This window comes from Streptomyces sp. 7N604 (assembly GCF_052245475.1).
Lineage (GTDB): Bacteria > Actinomycetota > Actinomycetes > Streptomycetales > Streptomycetaceae > Streptomyces.
In genome coordinates, this window is sequence record NZ_JBQQBX010000031.1 from 45,198 (window position 1) to 63,947 (window position 18,750).

Consider the following 18,750-nt stretch of genomic DNA (forward strand, 5'->3'; position numbering starts at 1 on the left):
CCGACCCTGCTTCCGGCTCGGCTCCCGACCGGTTTCCGGCTCAGCTCCCGGCCGCGGCGACGAGCTTCTCGTGCTGTTTGGCCGCGACGCTCCGCTCCACCGCGGTCGCCTTCCCTGACAGCGGGATCGACAGATATGTCGCCGTGTTGGCGCCGGTGCGGACGACCGTCACCACGACCGCCGCCTCGTCCCCCTTCTGCGTCAGGGAGAAGGTCACGGACTCGTCTCCGGCCGTCGCTCCCGGCGCGCTGCCGACCGTGAAGTCCGTCGCGTCACCGCCGCTTTCGGTTCCGGTGAACGCCTCGCAGGTGCCGACCGCCTTCTTCAGCTCCCCGAGCCACCGGCGCGCGTCGCCGTCGTCGTACGCGGACAGCAGCAGCGCCTGGAAGACGGCGCCGTCGCCGAAGCCGCCCTTCGCGAGCGTGCCGTTCGCGGTCGCCGTGCGCGCGTACGAGGACTTGGACGCGAGCGCCTCGGCGATGGGCCGGCACTCCTTCCGGTCCACCTCCGCCGGGTCCTCGGAAGCGATATCGTCGGCTTTCGCGCGCTGCACGTCGTACCCGGAGATGTCACCCTTCCTCAGCAGCGCGGACTCCAACTCCGCCTTGGTCAAAGGCCGTACGCCAGAACCCGGCCCCGACCCCGGTTCCGTACCGCCGTCGCGTGCCTGGCCGCCCTTCCCGCCGTCCTCCTTCTTCCCCTCCGCGGAGTCCCCGCCGTCCCCCGTGCAGGCGACCGCGGACAGCGCGAGCAGGGGCGCGGCGAGGAGGCCCGCGAGGGCGCGGCGCATACGAGTACGGGTCCGGGTGCGCATGCCGGGCACCCTTCCGCCTCCGCGCCCCGCCCGCAACCCCCCACCCGCGCGACGCGCGTTCCGTGTCGCCGACTTCCCCATCTGCCTGCACATTTGGCAGGCTGTCCCCGCAACTCGGGGGATTGCACGGGAGGGAAAGAGCACCACCATGAGCGCCGCACCACAGATCGAAGCGTCCGACGCAGCCGGCGCGCCGGACGTCACAGCGAAACCGCCGGGCGATCCCCGGCTCAGCTGGAGCGCCGACGACGCCGGCACCCCGCCCGTGCTCCGCCACCGCCGCGACGGCATCCTGCCCGCGGTCGCCGCCGCGCTCTCCGTACGCGGCGAGACCCTCACCGCCACGGCGACCAAGGGCGGCCGGCCGCCCGCCCTCCACCCGCTCGTCCAGGACTTTCTCGACACGCTCACCAGCGACCGGCGGGAACGCTTCACCGGCCGCTGCCCCGAGGCCGTCCTCCTCTCCCGCTACCTCACCGGCGCGGAGGCGGCGCGCAGCAAGCGGGCCTCCCGCAAGCCGCTGACCCAGGGCGAGGCACGGCGGGCGCTGAAGCACTCCAAGGTCACGGCCCGGCACATCCGGGAGGACGGCGACCCGCGGCACGGTGCGTATGCCCCGCCCTGCCGCTCGTGCGAGCCGCTGCTGGCCCACTTCGGGGTGCGCGCGGTCGACCCGGCGACCGACGGGGGCTGACGTGCGCGCCTTTGAACGCACCGTGGCGACCCGCTTCCCCGTGGCCGTCGACGCGGCCCTGCGCGAGGCGGGATGGCTCCCCGGCCGCTGGGACATAAAGCAGGCCGAGATATGGGCCGATGCGCTGCGCGCCTACGCCTCGCCCGCCGGGCACCGGCACACGGTCTTCCCCGCGGCGGTCGAGGCGTGGGCGGAGTTCGGCGGCCTGCACATCAAAGGACCGGGGCCCGGGCGCCACATCGCACCCACGCCGCTCCTCGTCGACCCGATGCACGGGCTGCACCTGGCCCGTACGCTCGCCGACCTCGGGCGCGCGCTGGAGACGGAGATCTGCCCGCTGGGCGCCGAGACCGGCGGCGCGGGCGCGGTCCTCGCGATCGACTCCGGGGGCCGGGTCTACAGCCTGGACCACACGGGCGACTGGTACCTGGGCCAGAACATCGACCAGGCCCTCGCCAGGCTGATCACCGGGACGCGCCCGGCAAGGCTCAGCACGAGCGACTGACCGGCCGTACGGTCCTCACGCGTCCGGGCCCGCCCTCGCCGCGCGCCGTACGGTCAGGCGGCCCCGCTCGTCCCGTACGGTCAGGCGGCCCCGCTCGCACCGGCGGTGCGGTCCGGGAGCACGGCCGAGACGCGGAAGCCGCCCGCCTCCGTCGGCCCGGACACGAACCCGCCGCCGAGGGCGGTAACCCGCTCCCGCATGCCGATCAGGCCGTTGCCGCCGCTCGGCAGCCCCGCGCTCGAGACGCCCTCGGCCGCGGGGCCGTTCTCCACGAGCACCGCTACCTCGGCGTCCCTGTGGGCCAGCCGCACTTGCGCCTTGGCGCCCGCGGCGTGCTTGTGGACGTTGGTGAGGGCCTCCTGCACCACGCGGTAGGCGGTCTGCTCGACCTGCCGCGCGTACGACCGCTCTTCGCCTTCTACGGACAGCTCGACGGCCATGCCCGCTGCCCGCGACTCCCCGATGAGCGTCTCCAGCTCGCTCAGGGAGGGGCCCTCCACCGGTCCGTCCCCGTTGGGCGCCGAGGCAGCGTCGTGCGCCGAGGCCGCGGCGGGGCGCGTATCGCCTGTTGTGCCGCTGCCGGTGATGCCAGTGCTGCCCGCGCTGCCGGTGCCCCCCGGGCTGCCGCTCGCCGCGAATTCCGCGAGCCGGGCCTGGGCGGCGAGGCCGTCGGCCCGCACCCCGCCCGCGGAGCCGGAGCGGGAGACGGAGCCGCGGGAGCCTCCGGGGCCGCCGGTCCCGGAGGCCCCGGCCCCGGAGCGGCCCGCCGTCGCCGAACCCTCCGCCGTCGCCGAACCCTCCGCCGTACGCAGCACCCCCAGCATCTCCCGCAGTTCGGTCAACGCCTGCCGCCCCATGTCACCCACCAGGGCGGCGTTCCTGGCCGCCCGCTCCGGGTCCTTCTGCGCCACCGCCTGGAGGGCCGCGGCGTGCACCACCATCAGCGACACCCGGTGGGCGACCACGTCGTGCATCTCCCGCGCGATCCGCGTCCGCTCCTCGTTGCGCGCCCACTCGGCCCGCTCCTCGGCCCGCTCGGCGAGCAGCGACAGCTCGCGCTCGAGGCCGTCCGCCCGCTCCCGCAGGCTCTCCACCAACCGCCGCCGCGCCCCGACGTACAGGCCGAGCAGCAGGGAGGGCGCGGTGAGGCCGAGGGCCATGAGCACCGAGACGAGCAGCGTGACCCAGAACGGCGGGGAGTAGCCGCTCCTCCCCATGTCCTGGTGGAAGTTGATGAAGGTGATCAGCAGCGTCCCGGCCATGGCCATCCCGGCCAGCACGACCGTGATCCGGCGCGGCACGTCGGAGGCGGCGAGCGAGTAGAGGCCGACGATGCCGAGGAGGAAGCCCATCTCGGCCGGGGTGACCGCGATCGAGACGAGGACGACGGCTATCGGCCAGCGCCGCCGCAGGATCAGCGTCCCTCCGGCCACCACTCCCAGCACGACACCGGCCGCCACCGGGACCTGCGCCTCGCGCGCGAAGGGGATGCCCTCGGTCGCGCACTCCGCCATGGATGCGGCGGCGAGAAGGACGTCGAGCACCATGCTCCGCCGCCGTGCCCACCACCACGCCCCCGCTGGCGCGCCCCGCGCCCCGGCTTCCGTGTTTGCCACCGTTGCCCCCGTTGTGGTCATACCGACCAGCGTACGGGCGTGGCCCGCGCATTTTCCGCCGGGTTTGCACCCCTGCACGACCTCTGCACGCCGGACCGCGCGGAGTGTCGCGTTATGGGGGATTCGCTCTGATCCAGAAAGATGTGCGCCGCAGAGCGTTGCATGACCACCATGACGGATAAAAGGGGCTTCAGGATGAGTGCGTCTGTGTCACCGTACGGTTTCGCTGCGGTACGCGGCCGCGACCGCGGTTACCGGCCCGAGCAGGTCGACCGCATCGTCGGCGGGCTTGCGGCATCCCGTGACGAGACGTGGGAGCGCGCGGCGCGGCTCACCCTCGTCGTCGAGGAGATGGAGGAGAAGGCGCGGCAACTGCGCGACCAGGTCGTGGCGCTGCCTCCGCAGACGTACGAGGCCCTGGGCCCGCGGGCGCAGGAGCTGCTGGCCACGGCCGAGGCCGAGGCCGTGGACCTGCGGGACGCCGCCGAGGCCGCGGCCCACGATCTCCGGGGCCAGGCGGACGAGTTCGCCCGGGCCGTACGGGACGCCGCGCGCGGCTACGCGGCCGAGGTGCGGGGCGAGGCGGAGGCGTGGGCCGAGCAGCGCCGGGTGGCGGCGCAGCGCGTGGCCGACGACGTACGGCTGACGGCCCGGCAGGACGCCAAGGCGTGGCGGACCGAGGCGGTGGCGGCGCTGAAGGACATGCGGCAGCGGACCGCGGAGCTCCTCACCGACCGAGAAGGAGCACGCCGCCCGCTGGGAGGAGGCCGGTCGGGAGCAGGCCGAGCAGGAGGCCGGGTTCGACGCGCGGGTCGAGGAGCTCGTGGAGCGCGCGGAGAGCGGTCTCGCGCAGGCGCAGCGGGAGTACGCGGAGACGGAGCAGGCGGCGCGCTACGGCAGGCAGGCCGCGGACGCGCAGGCCGCGGAGCTGCTGGCGCGGGCGCACGCGTGGGAGGAGCGGGTCGCGGGGGAGACGGAGCGGGTGCTGCGGGAGCACGCGGAGCGGAGGGAAGAGGTCCGCAGGCACCTGGAGCACGTACGCGGGAGCCTGACGGCGCTGTCGGCCGGGGCCGGGGCCGGGATCGGGCTCGGGCTCGGGGAAGCGGACGCGGGGGATGCGGGGGATATGGGGAACGTGGAGGGCGTCGCGGACCTCGGGGACGCGCAGCCGGTGCCGGGCCCGGCACCGAGCGCGGAGGACTGACCGGATCCGCACCGCACTTGGGCCGCGCCCGCCTCAAAGGGAGGGGAGCGCGGCTCAGTCCGTTTCTCCGTCCGGCAGGACCGGGAAGCGGCGCGGGGCCAGCAGCAACAAGACCAGGAACGCGAGTGCGGCCGCGACCGCCGCGCCGATGTACACGTGGTCCACGGCCGTGGCGACCGCCCGCCGCAGATAGTCCGCCGCCGCGTCCGTGAGCGCACCGGGGTGCTCCAGGGCCTGCGAGACCGAGTCGAGGTCGCCCGGCAGACCCGGCCGTATCGCGGCGGGCGCGTCCGCCAGGCGCCCGGCGAGAGTGGCGTTCGCGACGGCGCCGAAGAGCGCCGCGCCCACGCTCTGCCCGATCTGCCGGTTGAAGAGGACGGATGCCGTGGCCGTACCGCGCTCCGCCCACGGCACGGTCGACTGGACGCCGACGATCAGGGGCAGTTGGAAGAGGCCGAGCGCCGCCCCGAGCAGCAGCATGATCAGGGCGGGCTGCCAGGGTTCGCCGGGGAAGGGCAGCAGCGGGAAGGCGAGGAGGATCAGCGCCGCGAGGCCGATGCCGGTGAGCGCGGTCCGCCGGAAGCCGATCCGGTTGTAGACGTGGCTGCTCAGCGCTGCCGAGACGGGCCAGCTGAGGGTCATGACGGAGAGGACGAACCCGGCGGCGGTGGGGCCGAGGCCCAGGACCGACTGCGCGTAGGTGGGCAGGAAGACGGTCGGCGCGACCATCAGCAGGCCGAGCGCCCCGAGTGCGAGGTTGACGGCGGCGATCGTACGGCGCTTCCAGACCCAGCCGGGGATGACCGGCTCGGCCGCCCGGCGCTCGATGACGACGGTCGCGGCGGCGCACAGCGCGCTGGCGGCGAACAGGCCGAGCGAGGGCGCGGAGAGCCAGGGCCAGGCCACCCCGCCCTGGACCAGGGCGGTGAGCAGCAGCCCGCCGCAGACGAAGACGGCCAGGGCTCCGGCCCAGTCGACCCGGGGGAGGCGGCTGCTGTGGGCCGCCGGCTCGCGGAGGTTACGGGCGATCAGCCAGACGGCGACCGCCCCGACGGGCAGGTTGATGAGGAAGATCCAGCGCCAGTGGGCGTAGGCGGTGAGGAGCCCGCCGATCGCCGGACCCGCCACCGCCGACACCGCCCAGACCGTGGAGAGCTTGGACTGGATCTTCGGCCGTTCCTTCAGGGGATAGAGGTCGGCGGCGACCGTCTGGACCGTGCCCTGGATCGCACCGCCGCCCAGGCCCTGGACGACGCGGAAGGCGATCAGGCTCGCCATGCTCCAGGCCCCCGCGCACAGCAGGGAGCCGAGCAGGAAGAGAGCGATCCCGCAGATGAGGACCGGCTTGCGGCCGAAGGTGTCGGAGAGCTTGCCGTAGACGGGGAGGGTGACGGTCACGGCGAGCAGATAGCCGGAGAAGAGCCAGGAGAAGACGGAGAAGCCGCCGAGGTCACCGACGATCTGCGGAACGGCGGTCGAGACGATGGTGCCGTCGAGGGCGGCCAGGGCCATGGCGAGCATGAGGGCCGCGGCCACGGGGCCGCGGCGGGCGGCGGGCGCACGGCCCGTCCCGGGCGCGGCGGCGTCCCGGCCGGTACGTCTCGCGGTGCCGCTCATCGTGCCCCCCTCCACAAGTCCATGTACTACGCACCCTTCCATGCCGGCCTCAGGGTACGGAACCACGCATCCCGGCCGGTGAGACGGCTGCGCTTGATCCTCTCGTCGGGGGAGGGTGCAGTCTCGACCCCGGCACGAGCTCGGCCACAAGGCGGACTCCCTTAGGGGGAGTTCCGTACTTCTGGGCAGTCGTGGTTCGTCCCGCTGGAGGAGGAGCGGGATGACGTGCGGACCCTAGCCTTCTCGTACGGCCCCTGGAGGGGCCCGCGGGAACCGGGGGGTGGGGCTTACCCCCCGCTGAATACGGCGCTGGGCACCAGCGCGCCGTACCGCATCCCAGCAGCAGACTCGGACCCGTACCGAAGCAGGATCCGACTTCCTTCATGTATACGACATAGGAGACTTACCGTGACTACGGCTGTGACCATTCCCAGGGCCGGGGGCAGTGGAGGGCGTACGGCCGTCGCCGCGCGGGCGCGACAGGTCGTCAAGGCGTACGGGTCCGGCGAGACGCGCGTCGTCGCCCTCGACCACGTCGATGTGGACATCGCCCGGGGCCAGTTCACCGCGATCATGGGCCCTTCGGGCTCCGGCAAGTCGACGCTGATGCACTGCCTGGCCGGTCTCGACACCGTGACCTCGGGTCAGATCTTCGTCGACGAGACCGAGATCACCAGGCTCAGGGACAAGAAGCTCACTCAGCTGCGCCGGGACCGTATCGGCTTCATCTTCCAGGCCTTCAACCTGCTGCCGACGCTCAGCGCGATCGAGAACATCACGCTGCCGATGGACATCGCGGGCCGCAAGCCCGACCGCGCCTGGCTCGGCCGGGTCGTGGAGACGGTCGGCCTGGCGGACCGCCTCAAGCACCGCCCGACCGAGCTGTCCGGCGGTCAGCAGCAGCGCGTGGCCGTGGCCCGCGCGCTCGCCTCCCGCCCCGAGATCATCTTCGGCGACGAGCCGACCGGAAACCTCGACTCGCGCGCGGGCGCGGAGGTCCTCGGCTTCCTGCGGCGCTCCGTCGACGAGCTCGGCCAGACCATCGTGATGGTCACCCACGACCCGGTCGCCGCCTCGTACGCGGACCGTGTGCTGTACCTCGCCGACGGCCGGATCGTCGACGAGATGTACAGCCCCACGGCCGAGCAGGTCCTCGACCGCATGCTGCATCTTTCTTCGCCTGGGGGCACTGCGACACCGGCGGCTGGCGCCGCGAGCCGGACCCCCGAGGACTTCGACGCCCGCGGGAGGGTGTCGTGACCGTCTTCAGGACGTCGATGCGCAACTTCTTCGCGCACAAGGGGCGGATGGCGCTGTCGGCCATCGCCGTCCTGCTGTCGGTGGCGTTCGTGTGCGGCACGCTCGTCTTCTCCGACACCATGAACACCACCTTCGACAAGCTCTTCGCCGCCACCTCGGCCGACGTCACCGTCAGCCCGAAGAGCGCCAAGGGAGGCGACGAGAGGCCGCAGAACGGCAGGCCCGAGTCGCTGCCGGCCTCGACGGTCGCCGAGGTGCGGAAGGCCGACGGCGTGAAGTCCGCCGAGGGCGCCGTCACCAGCATGAGTGTCACCGTCGTCAACGCGGACAACAAGAACATGGGCTCCACCACCGGAGCCCCGACGATCGCGGGCAACTGGACCAGCAACGAGCTCCGTTCGATGGAGATCGCCCAAGGCCACGCCCCGCGCGGGCCCACCGAGGTCATGGTCGACGCCGACACCGCCGAAAAGCACGGCCTGAAGCTCGGCGACGAGCTGCGCACCATCGCCGTGACCGGCGACTTCAGGGCGAAGATCTCCGGTATCGCCGCCTTCAAGGTCACCAACCCCGGTGCCGCGGTGGTCCACTTCGACACCGCGACCGCGCAGAAGCAACTGCTCGGCGCCCGCGATGCGTTCACCAGCATCGCCGTCACCGCGGACCAGGGCGTCAGCGACGAGCAGCTGAAGAAGAACCTCGCGGCCGGGCTCGGCGGCGGCACGTACCAGCTGCAGACGCAGAAGGAGGCCGCCGACGCCAACCGCGAGGACGTGGGCGACTTCCTGGACGTCATGAAGTACGCGATGCTCGGCTTCGCCGGAATCGCCGTCCTCGTCGGCATCTTCCTCATCATCAACACCTTCTCGATGCTGGTCGCCCAGCGCACCCGCGAGATCGGCCTGATGCGCGCCATCGGGGCCGGCCGCAAGCAGGTCAACCGCTCGGTGCTGACCGAGGCGCTGCTGCTCGGGCTCTTCGGCTCGGTGATCGGTGTCGGCGCCGGAGTCGGCCTCGCCGTCGGCCTGATGGAGCTCATGAGCACCATGGGCATGGAGCTCTCCACCGCCGACCTGACGGTGCGGTGGACGACCCCGGTCGTGGGCCTGGTGCTCGGCGTCGTCGTCACCGTCCTCGCCGCGTACCTGCCCGCGCGACGGGCCGGCAAGGTCTCCCCGATGGCCGCGCTGCGCGACTCCGGGACCCCGGCGGACGGCAAGTCCGGCTGGATACGGGCCGCCGTGGGCCTCGTACTCACGGGCGCGGGCGGCGCGGGGCTCTACCTCGCGGCGAACGCCGACAAGGCGGGCGACGGATCGGTGTTCCTCGGCCTCGGCGTGCTCCTCACCCTCATCGGCTTCGTCCTCATCGGCCCGGTGCTCGCGGGCTTCGTGGTGCGCGTGCTCAGCGCGGTCGTGCTGCGGGTGTTCGGCCCGGTCGGGCGGATGGCCGAGCGCAACGCGCTGCGCAACCCGCGGCGTACGGGCGCCACGGGCGCGGCCCTGATGATCGGCCTCGCGCTGGTCGCGTGCCTGTCGGTCGTCGGCTCCTCGATGGTGGCCTCCGCGACCGACCAGCTCGACAAGTCGGTCGGCGCGGACTTCATCGTCCAGTCCGACACCGGCCAGCTGATCCAGCCGCAGGCCGCCAAGGCCCTCGAGTCGGCCCAGGGCATCGCGCACATCACCAACTACAAGGGCGTCGAGGCGAAGCTGACCGCACCGGACGGGAAGTCCCTGGACACCGAACTGTCCGCGGCCGACCCCACGTACGCGCAGGACCTGCGGCGGGAGACGACCTCGGGCGAGCTGTCCGCCGCGTACGGCAAGGACGCCATGTCGGTCGGCGACGCCTTCGCCAAGGACCACGGCGTCCAGGTCGGCGACGAGATGACGGTGGCCTTCAAGCACGGTGAAACGGCCCGGCTGAAGGTCGCGGCCATTACCTCGGACGACACCTCGGTCGACAAGGGCGCGATGTACACCAACATCACGACCGCCGAGCGGTACGTGCCGGCCGACCGGATGCCGCTGAACATGATCATGTTCGCGAAGGCGGAGGAGGGCAAGGAGAAGGCCGCCTACGCCGCCCTCAAGGACTCCATGAAGGACTACCCGCAGTACACGGTGCGGGACCAGACCGACTTCAAGCAGAACCTGAAGGACCAGGTCGGGCAGCTGCTCAACATGGTCTACGGGCTGCTGGCGCTGGCGATCATCGTGGCGGTGCTGGGCGTCGTGAACACCCTGGCCCTGTCGGTGGTCGAGCGCACCCGGGAGATCGGCCTGATGCGGGCCATCGGCCTCTCCCGCCGTCAGCTGCGGCGGATGATCCGCCTGGAGTCCGTGGTCATCGCCCTGTTCGGCGCACTGCTGGGCCTCGGCCTGGGCATGGGCTGGGGCTCGGCCGCACAGAAGCTGCTGGCCCTGGAGGGCCTGGGAGTCCTGGACATCCCGTGGCCGACGATCACCACGGTCTTCGTGGGCTCGGCCCTGGTGGGCCTGATCGCGGCCCTGGTCCCGGCGTTCAGGGCGGGCCGGATGAACGTCCTGAACGCGATCGCGACGGAGTAGGGGGAGGGGCGGGGGACCAGGGGCGCGGGCTGCGCGGGGGGCAGCCCGCGCCCGCCGCCCGCCCGCCCCGTCAACCCGCCGGAGCCCCGGTGCGCTCATCCCGAGCGCGCCGGGGCTTTCCTGTTTGCCCATAATGCCTGCGAACCGCCGAGGTTGTCCGCTGCTACGTGCCGTTTGGACAGATCAGCGAGCCCAACTGACCAGAGACGACTACGGACTGTGCTGACCTCTTTGCTGAACTGACAGGCCGCTGCAGTAGCGTGAACGCTTCGTGTCTCGCGTACTGGAGGGGGAACCCCGTGTCTGCCCGAAGCCTGCCCATCACCGCTGCGGCCTGCGCCGTTGCGGCCGCCATGATGCTGGCCGCCTGCAGCGGTGGCGAGGACAAGCCAAAGGACGACAAGATCGCTGGAGCCGAAAGCTCTGATACATCCAGCACTCCGAGCGCATCTCCGACTGCGGATGGCGCGCGACCAAATACGGAGTTGCCCGAGGACCTGCGCATGGACTTTGAGTGGAACAAAACTGGAAAGCCTGCAGCGGATGCCGTCTTCGCCGACACCGAGCAGTACTTTCGCGGGCTGAAGCGCGCCAGCGTAAACCACGACCTCAAGGACCCCGCGTACTCGTTCTACTCCGGTGACGAGGGGCTGTCGTACGCCATTAAGCAAATCAAATTGAACATCGAAGGTGGCCTGGCTCCGACTGGTACCGATCGCTATTTCAATGGGAAAGTGGCCGTCTTTGAGAAGGGCTCGGCTGGTCTTGTGACCTGCCGCGACCAAAGCAAGCTTTACAGTAAGAACACGGAATCCGGCAAGGTTGAGAAGACCGACCCCAAGGATGAGCGTAATTTTGTCCTCTACAACCTGGGGCTGCGCAAGGATCCGAAGGGCGTCTGGAAAGTCTCGGACGTCTCGGTCACGGTCGGCGCCAAGGAGTGCAGGGCGTGAAGTTCCGTTCCTTCCTTGTGGCCTCACTTGCCGCATACGCGACTCTTGTGTCGGCGCACGCAGCTGTCGCCTTTGAGGAGCCGGCAGCTGATGCTGGAGCAGGCAAACCCTCAGGTGACGCCAGTGGCCCAACGCTGAGCTCCCGAGTTGCGTTCAAGGTCAAAGGCGGCAAGCCCTCTTCTAGTGGCCCCATCGCCCCAGTCGACACCAATTGGTCTCCGCCGCCTTGCTGGTACGAACCGTACTGGACCGCGAAAGACTTCAAGTCGGTCACTGAAGCTCAATGGTCGATAGCCGAGTCGAACGCAAAGATCGCGGGGCTTGACGCCCCTGACTACAGCAAGACGAAAGATCGCTACAAGAACGGAAAGCCCTACAAGGACTTCAACGTAAGCAAGCAGGGCAAGGGGAGGTGGTGGATAGGTGTCGTGAACCCGGAAATGAAGGATGATCCAAAATCGAGGTCGTGCAACAAGCCGGCATTCTGGGTTGACAACGGAAGGGCCCCGGCCGAACCTCAAGCCATCGACACCAAGATGCTTGCCCAACTCGCATACGAGCAAAACAAGGTCCCCGACACCGAAGTTGAGATGAACCCGGACGGCAAGCAGACGGTCAATTTGCCCTCCTGGATCTGGTTGGACAAAGCTAAGTTCGAGCCCGTGGAAGTCAGGGCCGAACTGCCCGGAACCGGAATGTGGGCTGCGACCAAAGCCGAGCCGGTCAGTCTCCACCTCGACCCTGGTACGGAGGACGCGAAGGTCTTCCCAGCCTCGGGTGACTGCCCGATCAACGACGACGGAAGCATTGGAACTCCGTACACCAAGGACAAGGCCAAGCAGGATCCGCCGTGCGGCATCACGTACCTGCGTTCCACCAACAACGCCCCGCCGCACAGGCTCAAGGCGACCTTGACCTGGAAGATCTCTTGGCAGGGCTCGGGGGGCACGGGCGGTGACCTCCCGGACGGCACTTTCGGCACGACGACCGACGTCACCGTCCAAGAGGTCCAGGCCATCAACCGCTGACCAGTGGACCCTTGAGTGAACACGCGCCTCTGTCCAGCGCAGGGGCTGGGCGACCGGGCGGCGGCGATACCGATACCGTCGCCCGGTTTACGTATGCGGCAAGAGACGATTCTGGAGGTGGGGGTGGCGGAGCGGCTAGCCGTCGACGGCGATGAACTCGGGCACTTCATCAAACTGCTCAAGAAATCGACCGATTCGCTGAAAGGTCTGCGCAAGGCGCTGAGCGACGCGACCGTCACCGGCCTCGGTACCGACAACCTCGACTCCGCGTGCGAGGACTTCCAGAACGACTGGAAGTATGGCGCCGAGCAGATCGGTGAGCAGACGGAGGAACTCGCAAAGATCGTGGGCGAGAGCAAGGACAGCTACCGGGAAGTCGACAAAGCGTTGGAGGAGGCCCTGAAGAAGGGTAAGGGCAAGGGCGGCCGAAGCGGTGATGCGAAGTGACGTATCCCCCCGGCATAGAACCTCCGCAGCCGACCACACCCCCGCGCCGGGGCAACTACGTGGACGACCTCACGAAGCCTCAGGGCCTCAAGTCCTCCCCGCACATCCCGAATCCCGACTACCCGGATCTGGGCTTCAATCCGGTGCCGGGCAGCACAGACACCGTACGCGCCCTGCACAAGAAGCTGACCAACTGCGCCAAGACCCTCGAAGAGACCCACGGCTTGGTCAGCAGACTGATGGATGGCAGCTACTGGGAGGGCGACGCCGCCGTCGCCTTCCGCGAGCAGATCGAGGGCGGCCCGCTCCCGCTCAACCTCAAGAACGCCGCCCACTCCATCCGCAAGGCGGCGAAGCAACTCGGCTACTGGGAAGGCGAACTCGACGACTTCCAGCGCCGCGCCAAGCGCCTGAACGACGACGCGAAGGACGCCCGGGCGGCCTTGGACGCCGCCGAGGCGCGGGCCGGCCGGGCGGGCGACGACCCGGACCTGGACAAGAAAGGAGCCCGGCACGACGACGCGCAGAAGGCGCTGAAGCGTGCCAACGGGCACGTGGACGACGCCCGCGCTGATCTCGAACGCATCTTGAGCAAGGCCCGCAAACTCGCCCAGGAGCACGAGGACAAGGCCGCCGAGCGGGCCGACAGGATCCGTGACGCAACGGACAAGCTCGCGCCCCACGAGCCGGGCCTCTTCGAGGAGATCGGTGAGTGGATCAGCGAGAACCTCCCTGACATCCTCAGCTTCACGGCGGGTGTCATCGGCCTGGTGGCGCTGTTCGTTCTGTCGGGGGGGACGTTGGCGGCGGTACTGCTCCTGACGGCAGCGGCGATGAGCGCGGGGGCGTTGGCGCTGCGGCTCTTCGACCACCCCGAGGTCGTGGCGTCGTTGAAGGACGGCTTTACCAAGGGTGAATTCGACTCAGATTTCTGGGGCAACCTCGTCAGCGTCGGAGGCGATGTCCTTGGCGCACTCCCGGGATTTGGCGCGGTGGGACTGGGGATCCGAGAAACGGTGAGCGCCGTTCGTGCCAGTGGCGAGACCTTGACGTTGACGCAGAAGCTGGCCACCTTCAGTACCAAGACCCTGCAAGAAGCCCGGACTGTCTCTGATCTCAGCAACCCAGTGCTTGACCTCGTGGTGCGAGGTGCGGGAGACCCCGCGAAGGTAGGCAGGGTGATGGAGGTTACGTCTGCCTCCGCCGGCGTGCTCACCGCGGGCTACGGCCTGGTCGCCAACACCGTGGACGCAGCCGATAATGACGGGGCCAAGGACGGCGCCACGGGAATCGACGGCGTACGGTTCGGCATGGACAGCGGCGGGCTGCTCGATCTCGCCCGCCACCTCTTCTGACCCCTCCGTAGAGAGTGACCCACATGGATCCCGCCGACTACCCCACCGCCTGGGACCACCCGCCAGCCCGAAACGCGTGGATGAAACACATGGCGATGAACGTCGTAGGCCTCATCGGATGGATTGCCGCCTGGTTTGGCCTGCTGGCAGTCTTGGTGGTGTTCTTGTCCCCGGGTTTCACTTTCCTCTTCGTCCCGTTTCTGATCTATACCTTCTATCGGGCGTTTGTTCAACTATTCTACTTTCCGTGGGCTGTGCGCATGATGCGCATCTTGCGAGAGTACCCATGGCAGGTACTGAAAGGCGTTCCGTGTGGACTGACCAAGCACCCGGAAGTTCTGGGCAGGCAATACGGATGGTTCGAATTTCCTAATCCGGGTCGCGCTGAGCAGCGATTGCCGCTGGTCTTCCCCCGGCACATGCGGGTCGGCTGGTGGCACCGCCGTATGGCCCCCCGTGCCAAGCCTCAACTGAAGGCGCAAATTGACGTGGTGTGGTTCGCAGGCGATCCCCGTTTCATCGGTCTCGTCGCCGCGCCTACCTCTGATGGTAGGGCGCCTCGCCGCTTGCACGTCCTCCAGCAGCAGATGGGGTCGGACGGCGGCCGCCGTTCTCTCTCTGACTGGGGAGTTACCCCGGAAGACATTGATCGTGGTCGGCGAGCCGGTATCCACCCCGCTGGCGACCCTCGGCCCTGATCTGAGCCCGAGAAGAAGTCCCTAATGTTGACTCCTCGCTTCACGATCCACGACTCCGCCAAGGACCCCCACGCCAGCATCTGGTTCGCCGTCCCCGAAGGCTTCACCGAGATGCCGCTCGATGCCCTGCTCGCCCCACCCGGCTCCCCGGCCGCCGAGGAACTGCGCCAGGCCCTCGCCCCGGTCATCGAAGCAGTCCCGGACGAGATCACCCGTCAGCAGTTCACCGCACGGCTCGCTGCCGGCCAGCAACTCCTGCTCGCGCTGCACGAGGTCGGTACCGTCCACTGCTCCCTCGGCCTGCACCGCGATGACGTCGACGACACGGACAGCGGCTACGGGCGCCCCCTTCTCTCCCTCTTCACGCTCTCCTGGCGGGAAACGGCCTGGGCCCCGCGCGCCATAGCCGCCGCCCGCGCTGTGGTCACCGCCGAGGGCCACACCCACATCGAGTACCTCGACCTGCCCTGTGGCCCGGCGTCCCTCAGCGAGATGGTACGTACCGCCCCTGCCGACAGCGGCGTTCCCCAGGAACCCCTTCTCCAGATCTACGCCCACCTTCCGCATCCGGACGGCAAGCGCTTGGCAGTCCTCACGTTGAGCACCATGGCCGTTGGCCGTCGCGAGCACTATCGCCGCATGCTCCATCAGATCGCCGACATGGTCAGCTTCGAGAACCCGCTGACCAGCCCGGCATGACCGGGACCTGGCCACTCAGGAATCGAAACGAGGGGACTCCCAAGGAAGCAATGGCATGACGACCACGGATGCTGGGCGTACGAGTGGGCGGAACGGGTCTTCTCGGTTCTGGCGCAAGGAACTTCCACCAGCGCCTCGCTCTGTCAACTCCTACGCCGATCGCGCCACTTTGCTCCACGAGCGGTCCGAAGCCTTGGATGCTCTGGTGGGGGAGGATGTCTCACGCCGTAGGGGGCTTGGATTCCTATTGACTGTTGCAGCGCTTGGTCTGGCCGCAGCCCTTGTGCCCAAGCTGATCGGCGACGCTCTTGCCTCGGACCAGGGCGGAGTCACGGATGCTGCACCGGGCTTGGTCGGGGCGCTCATCGTGATCGCCATCTTCGGAGTGACCCCTGCCCTGGTGCTGCGCGCCATGCGCGCCCGGGGGATGCAACGCTGGTCCCTGATCCAGGAGTGGGTGGTCTTGGACCGTCGGCCGGAGGCGCGTGCGCTGCCGCCTGGGGATATACCGGGCAGTCTCGCGATGGCATACGACCTGGAACGTTCGGGAGCGCCGCCGACTTCCGCCGTCGAAAGCACGGAAGTACCCGACGTCTACGGGGTTTCCGCCTACCCCCACGGCCGCGGTATTACGGGGGCGGCGATCTGCATGGTCGGGGTGGTGCTTGTGATCGCTATTCCCGTGGCTGCGGGAGATCTTGCTGACTCGGGGCTGATCGGCTTGCTCCTGTTGTTTACGGTCGTCACGGTGGCTGCTTGGTGCGTCACGGCTACGTACATCAAGCGTCACCGGTGGTGTCTTACTGAACGCTTGGTCCGAGGCCGGGAACGGAGGCGCTGGCAGCAGCGAAGCCAACTAGCAGCTGGCCAGCCTCCTACCAGCACCGTGCAAGGGCTCCACCCTGCTCTCCTCTACGCGCTGCTCCTCGCTCCCACCGTCATCGTCACGCTGATCTACTTCACGGCACGCCCGAGGATGGCCGCTGGCTTCGGCGTCATTGCGTCGATCGCCGTGGCCATCCTGATTCTCGGCCTGCCCATCGTGATCATTAAGCGCCAGCGCGAACGGCAAGCCATGGCGTCGGCAGCAGACCGGCTCGCCACCGCATTCGATGGGGCCACCGGGGGAGTGCGGCCCGTGCGGTACGGCCTCAACGACGCCAGTCTGAGTGGTGCAGGGACAGCCGACTGGGACCACGGCCCCTCCCGCACCGGCGCAGTTGTCGTAACCTCAGGCACTCTCCAACTGCGGGGTACAGACGGCTCTGCTCTCGACCTGCCTCTCACCGAGCTTATCGGGGCCGTTGTCATTCCCTCCGGAGTCGCCTGGCTCACCGGCTCTGTCGACTTGCTTCTGCATTCCGGTGAGGCCATCGAGCTGCGCACACCTGAACCCCGGGCGTTTGCCGAGGAGCTGGCGCAGTCTGGCGTTCGCGTGCTGGGTTGAGTCTCCCAGTGGTGGCGGTTCGCTACGTTGCTCAGTGCCCGACGAAGTGGTCGAACTCGCCCGCTTTGACGCCGTATATGAACGCTCTCAGCTTCTCGGGCGTCGTTGTGACTATGACATCGGGGTCATCGCTCTCGCGGAGCTTGATCGAGCCATCGTCGGCTGCGGCGACGAAGATGCAGTTTGCGCCTTCGTTGCTGTACGAGGATTTCTGCCAGTCGTACGTGGACACGTTGATTCCTCTCAGATGCTCTGTGCGATGCGGTGAATCAGGTCGCGTGACTTGCTTGGCTTGAGGGCGCGTGCCTCCATGCGGTCCAGCACCGTCCGGTACTTTGCCAACTGTGCCTCGGCGTCGATGAACTCGCACCCGTACTCGGTGTCGAGCTCGACCGTGTCAAGCTGAGGCGTGGGGCCGAAGGCGTAGACGATGGGCTGGCCAGACACCGGAAAGGCTGCCTCCCCGAATGGGATCACGACGATAGAGATGTGGTCGTGTTCGCTCATCTCGATGAGGAAGCCGAGTTGTTCTCGGACTGTGTCAGGGCTTCCGACCCCCATGCGCAAGGCGGCCTCGTGGACGATCGCTGTGTACGGAGTGGGATGGTCTCTGTAGAGGATCTCCTGCCGCTTGATCCGGAATGAGACGCGGTGTTCCACCTCGTGTGGCCGGAGCCGGGGAACGTTTTCGCGGAAAGTCGCGCGGGCGTGCTCCGGCGTCTGAAGCAGCCCAGGCATGTGGATCATGACGGCCACGCGCAAGGCGTCCGCATGGTATTCGAGTTCGGCGAGGTCGACGAGAGCCCTGGGAAGGGTCTCTCGGTACTCCTCCCACCAGCCGCGCTTCCGTCCGCCGGTCATTCCGGCGAGGGCGTCAACATACTCCTGATCCGCGCACGTGTAGATACGGGCCAACGTTCGCACCCGATCAGCGCTCACCGCGTATCGGCCCGCCTCGATGTTGCTGATGCGGGCCTGGTTGCCACCGAGGAGGGATGCGGCTGCGGTTGAGGCAAGCCCTGCGCGCTCGCGGAGTTTGCGTAGCTCGACGCCGAGGCGCTGCTGACGCAGGGTGGGGTTGGTGCTCGGCGGCATCGAGGTCCCCTCATCGGCCGTACTGGGTGTGCCCGAGTCACCCGCACGGGCTACATGGAAGAATTTCCAAGATTCGATGGAATAACTTACATCGGCGGCGCTACGGTGTGTGTCAAGTCACCCACCGGCAGTGCCACTTCGTCGGAAGCGCACCGCCCTGCCCGGCTGCAGCGGGAGGGCGGCAATGCCACCGCATGGCCCTGTCTCTCGGCTCTGTCAGCACTCTGCTCCGGTCCAACCAACTCCACCTCCCAGCAGGAGACTTCTATGACCACCGTATCCCCGAAGTGCCCCGGCTCTGGATCATCCGACCAGCCCGATCTCGCATCCCCAGGCGCGCCCGAAAGCGCCGTGCTGGAGCCTCCAGGAGCCGACCGCACGACCCGCCCACCGGAGAACCTTGAAGCAGAACTATGCGCGCTCGTAGTCAGCTTGGCGCCCCGCCTCTTCGCCGTTGTCCAGGAACGTGGCCTGGAGGCAGGTGAGGCGGACGTATGGGTCGCGGCGTGGGGAGTGGCGTACCACGATGGTCACGCAGATGTGATCAGCGTGGATGGCAGGCGGCAGTTCAGCCTCGATTCCTCCGAGCGGGCAGCGGAGTGGTTCGAGCGAGGGGCGGGCATCACCTCACATCTGGTGTGGCTCGTCAGGCCCACTGCGGCGGCGTTCGATCGTGCCGACGCTGCCTGATGGCTCGGCCTGCCCTACATGCGCCGGACGGTCACTCCGCCCAGCGCAGCCGCCA

At 68.9% G+C, this 18,750-nt stretch carries 19 protein-coding genes; 13 read left to right on the forward strand and 6 right to left on the reverse strand.

Annotated elements, in window-relative coordinates; translation table 11 throughout:
• Positions 1–40 precede the first annotated feature (40 nt).
• Positions 41–814: a sensor domain-containing protein gene (locus ACTWP8_RS29730; RefSeq protein ID WP_443325175.1), complete on the reverse strand. Its 774-nt coding sequence runs from the start codon at positions 812–814 to the stop codon at positions 41–43.
• Between the two features lie 148 nt (positions 815–962).
• On the opposite strand from ACTWP8_RS29730, the gene ACTWP8_RS29735 reads away from it, so the two are divergent.
• Both ACTWP8_RS29735 and ACTWP8_RS29740 read left to right on the forward strand, forming a co-directional pair.
• Complete coding sequence (locus ACTWP8_RS29735) at positions 963–1,508, forward strand: YwqJ-related putative deaminase (RefSeq protein ID WP_443325176.1); 546 nt, start codon at positions 963–965, stop codon at positions 1,506–1,508.
• 1 nt (position 1,509) lies between these two features.
• Complete coding sequence (locus ACTWP8_RS29740; protein WP_443325177.1) at positions 1,510–2,013, forward strand: SUKH-3 domain-containing protein; 504 nt, start codon at positions 1,510–1,512, stop codon at positions 2,011–2,013.
• A gap of 80 nt (positions 2,014–2,093) precedes the next feature.
• On the opposite strand, the gene ACTWP8_RS29745 is transcribed toward ACTWP8_RS29740, so the two are convergent.
• Both ACTWP8_RS29745 and ACTWP8_RS29750 read right to left on the reverse strand, forming a co-directional pair.
• Positions 2,094–3,650 carry a sensor histidine kinase gene (locus ACTWP8_RS29745; protein WP_443325178.1) on the reverse strand — a complete coding sequence of 519 codons (1,557 nt, stop codon included), beginning with the start codon at positions 3,648–3,650 and terminating at the stop codon, positions 2,094–2,096.
• A gap of 189 nt (positions 3,651–3,839) precedes the next feature.
• The gene (locus ACTWP8_RS29750; protein ID WP_443325179.1) at positions 3,840–4,130 is read right to left on the reverse strand and encodes a hypothetical protein; all 291 of its coding nucleotides are present in this window, start codon (positions 4,128–4,130) and stop codon (positions 3,840–3,842) included.
• Positions 4,131–4,452: 322 nt separating this feature from the next.
• On the opposite strand from ACTWP8_RS29750, the gene ACTWP8_RS29755 reads away from it, so the two are divergent.
• Complete coding sequence (locus ACTWP8_RS29755; protein ID WP_443325180.1) at positions 4,453–4,833, forward strand: hypothetical protein; 381 nt, start codon at positions 4,453–4,455, stop codon at positions 4,831–4,833.
• A gap of 54 nt (positions 4,834–4,887) precedes the next feature.
• Here ACTWP8_RS29755 and ACTWP8_RS29760 read toward each other — a convergent pair whose 3' ends face one another.
• The gene (locus ACTWP8_RS29760; RefSeq protein WP_443325181.1) at positions 4,888–6,450 is read right to left on the reverse strand and encodes an MFS transporter; all 1,563 of its coding nucleotides are present in this window, start codon (positions 6,448–6,450) and stop codon (positions 4,888–4,890) included.
• Between the two features lie 408 nt (positions 6,451–6,858).
• On the opposite strand from ACTWP8_RS29760, the gene ACTWP8_RS29765 reads away from it, so the two are divergent.
• From ACTWP8_RS29765 to ACTWP8_RS29805, 9 genes are all read left to right on the forward strand, one after another.
• Complete coding sequence (locus ACTWP8_RS29765; protein WP_443325182.1) at positions 6,859–7,710, forward strand: ABC transporter ATP-binding protein; 852 nt, start codon at positions 6,859–6,861, stop codon at positions 7,708–7,710.
• Positions 7,707–10,283 (forward strand): ABC transporter permease, encoded by a 2,577-nt coding sequence (locus tag ACTWP8_RS29770; protein WP_443325183.1) that lies wholly within the window; start codon positions 7,707–7,709, stop codon positions 10,281–10,283. The genes ACTWP8_RS29765 and ACTWP8_RS29770 overlap by 4 nt, the downstream gene beginning before the upstream one ends.
• A 299-nt stretch (positions 10,284–10,582) precedes the next feature.
• Positions 10,583–11,236: a hypothetical protein gene (locus ACTWP8_RS29775; protein ID WP_443325184.1), complete on the forward strand. Its 654-nt coding sequence runs from the start codon at positions 10,583–10,585 to the stop codon at positions 11,234–11,236.
• Entirely contained in the window at positions 11,233–12,264 is a 1,032-nt protein-coding gene (locus ACTWP8_RS29780) for a hypothetical protein (RefSeq protein WP_443325185.1), read from the forward strand. Before ACTWP8_RS29775 ends, ACTWP8_RS29780 begins: the two co-directional genes overlap by 4 nt.
• 15 nt (positions 12,265–12,279) lie before the next feature.
• The gene (locus ACTWP8_RS29785; protein ID WP_443325186.1) at positions 12,280–12,711 is read left to right on the forward strand and encodes a hypothetical protein; all 432 of its coding nucleotides are present in this window, start codon (positions 12,280–12,282) and stop codon (positions 12,709–12,711) included.
• Positions 12,708–14,066 (forward strand): hypothetical protein, encoded by a 1,359-nt coding sequence (locus ACTWP8_RS29790; RefSeq protein WP_443325187.1) that lies wholly within the window; start codon positions 12,708–12,710, stop codon positions 14,064–14,066. Before ACTWP8_RS29785 ends, ACTWP8_RS29790 begins: the two co-directional genes overlap by 4 nt.
• A 23-nt stretch (positions 14,067–14,089) precedes the next feature.
• Positions 14,090–14,764: a hypothetical protein gene (locus ACTWP8_RS29795; RefSeq protein WP_443325188.1), complete on the forward strand. Its 675-nt coding sequence runs from the start codon at positions 14,090–14,092 to the stop codon at positions 14,762–14,764.
• A 24-nt stretch (positions 14,765–14,788) separates the two neighbouring features.
• Positions 14,789–15,463, forward strand: a complete 675-nt coding sequence (locus ACTWP8_RS29800) for a hypothetical protein (RefSeq protein WP_443325189.1) — start codon at positions 14,789–14,791, stop codon at positions 15,461–15,463.
• 283 nt (positions 15,464–15,746) lie between these two features.
• Complete coding sequence (locus ACTWP8_RS29805) at positions 15,747–16,910, forward strand: hypothetical protein (RefSeq protein ID WP_443325190.1); 1,164 nt, start codon at positions 15,747–15,749, stop codon at positions 16,908–16,910.
• A gap of 31 nt (positions 16,911–16,941) precedes the next feature.
• Here ACTWP8_RS29805 and ACTWP8_RS29810 read toward each other — a convergent pair whose 3' ends face one another.
• Together ACTWP8_RS29810 and ACTWP8_RS29815 are read right to left on the reverse strand one after the other, a co-directional pair.
• Positions 16,942–17,142, reverse strand: a complete 201-nt coding sequence (locus tag ACTWP8_RS29810) for a DUF397 domain-containing protein (protein WP_443325191.1) — start codon at positions 17,140–17,142, stop codon at positions 16,942–16,944.
• Positions 17,143–17,153: 11 nt separating this feature from the next.
• Positions 17,154–18,005, reverse strand: coding sequence for a helix-turn-helix domain-containing protein (locus ACTWP8_RS29815; protein ID WP_443325192.1), 852 nt, complete (start codon positions 18,003–18,005; stop codon positions 17,154–17,156).
• 267 nt (positions 18,006–18,272) lie between these two features.
• On the opposite strand from ACTWP8_RS29815, the gene ACTWP8_RS29820 reads away from it, so the two are divergent.
• Positions 18,273–18,695 carry a hypothetical protein gene (locus tag ACTWP8_RS29820; protein WP_443325193.1) on the forward strand — a complete coding sequence of 141 codons (423 nt, stop codon included), beginning with the start codon at positions 18,273–18,275 and terminating at the stop codon, positions 18,693–18,695.
• Positions 18,696–18,750: the final 55 nt, after the last annotated feature.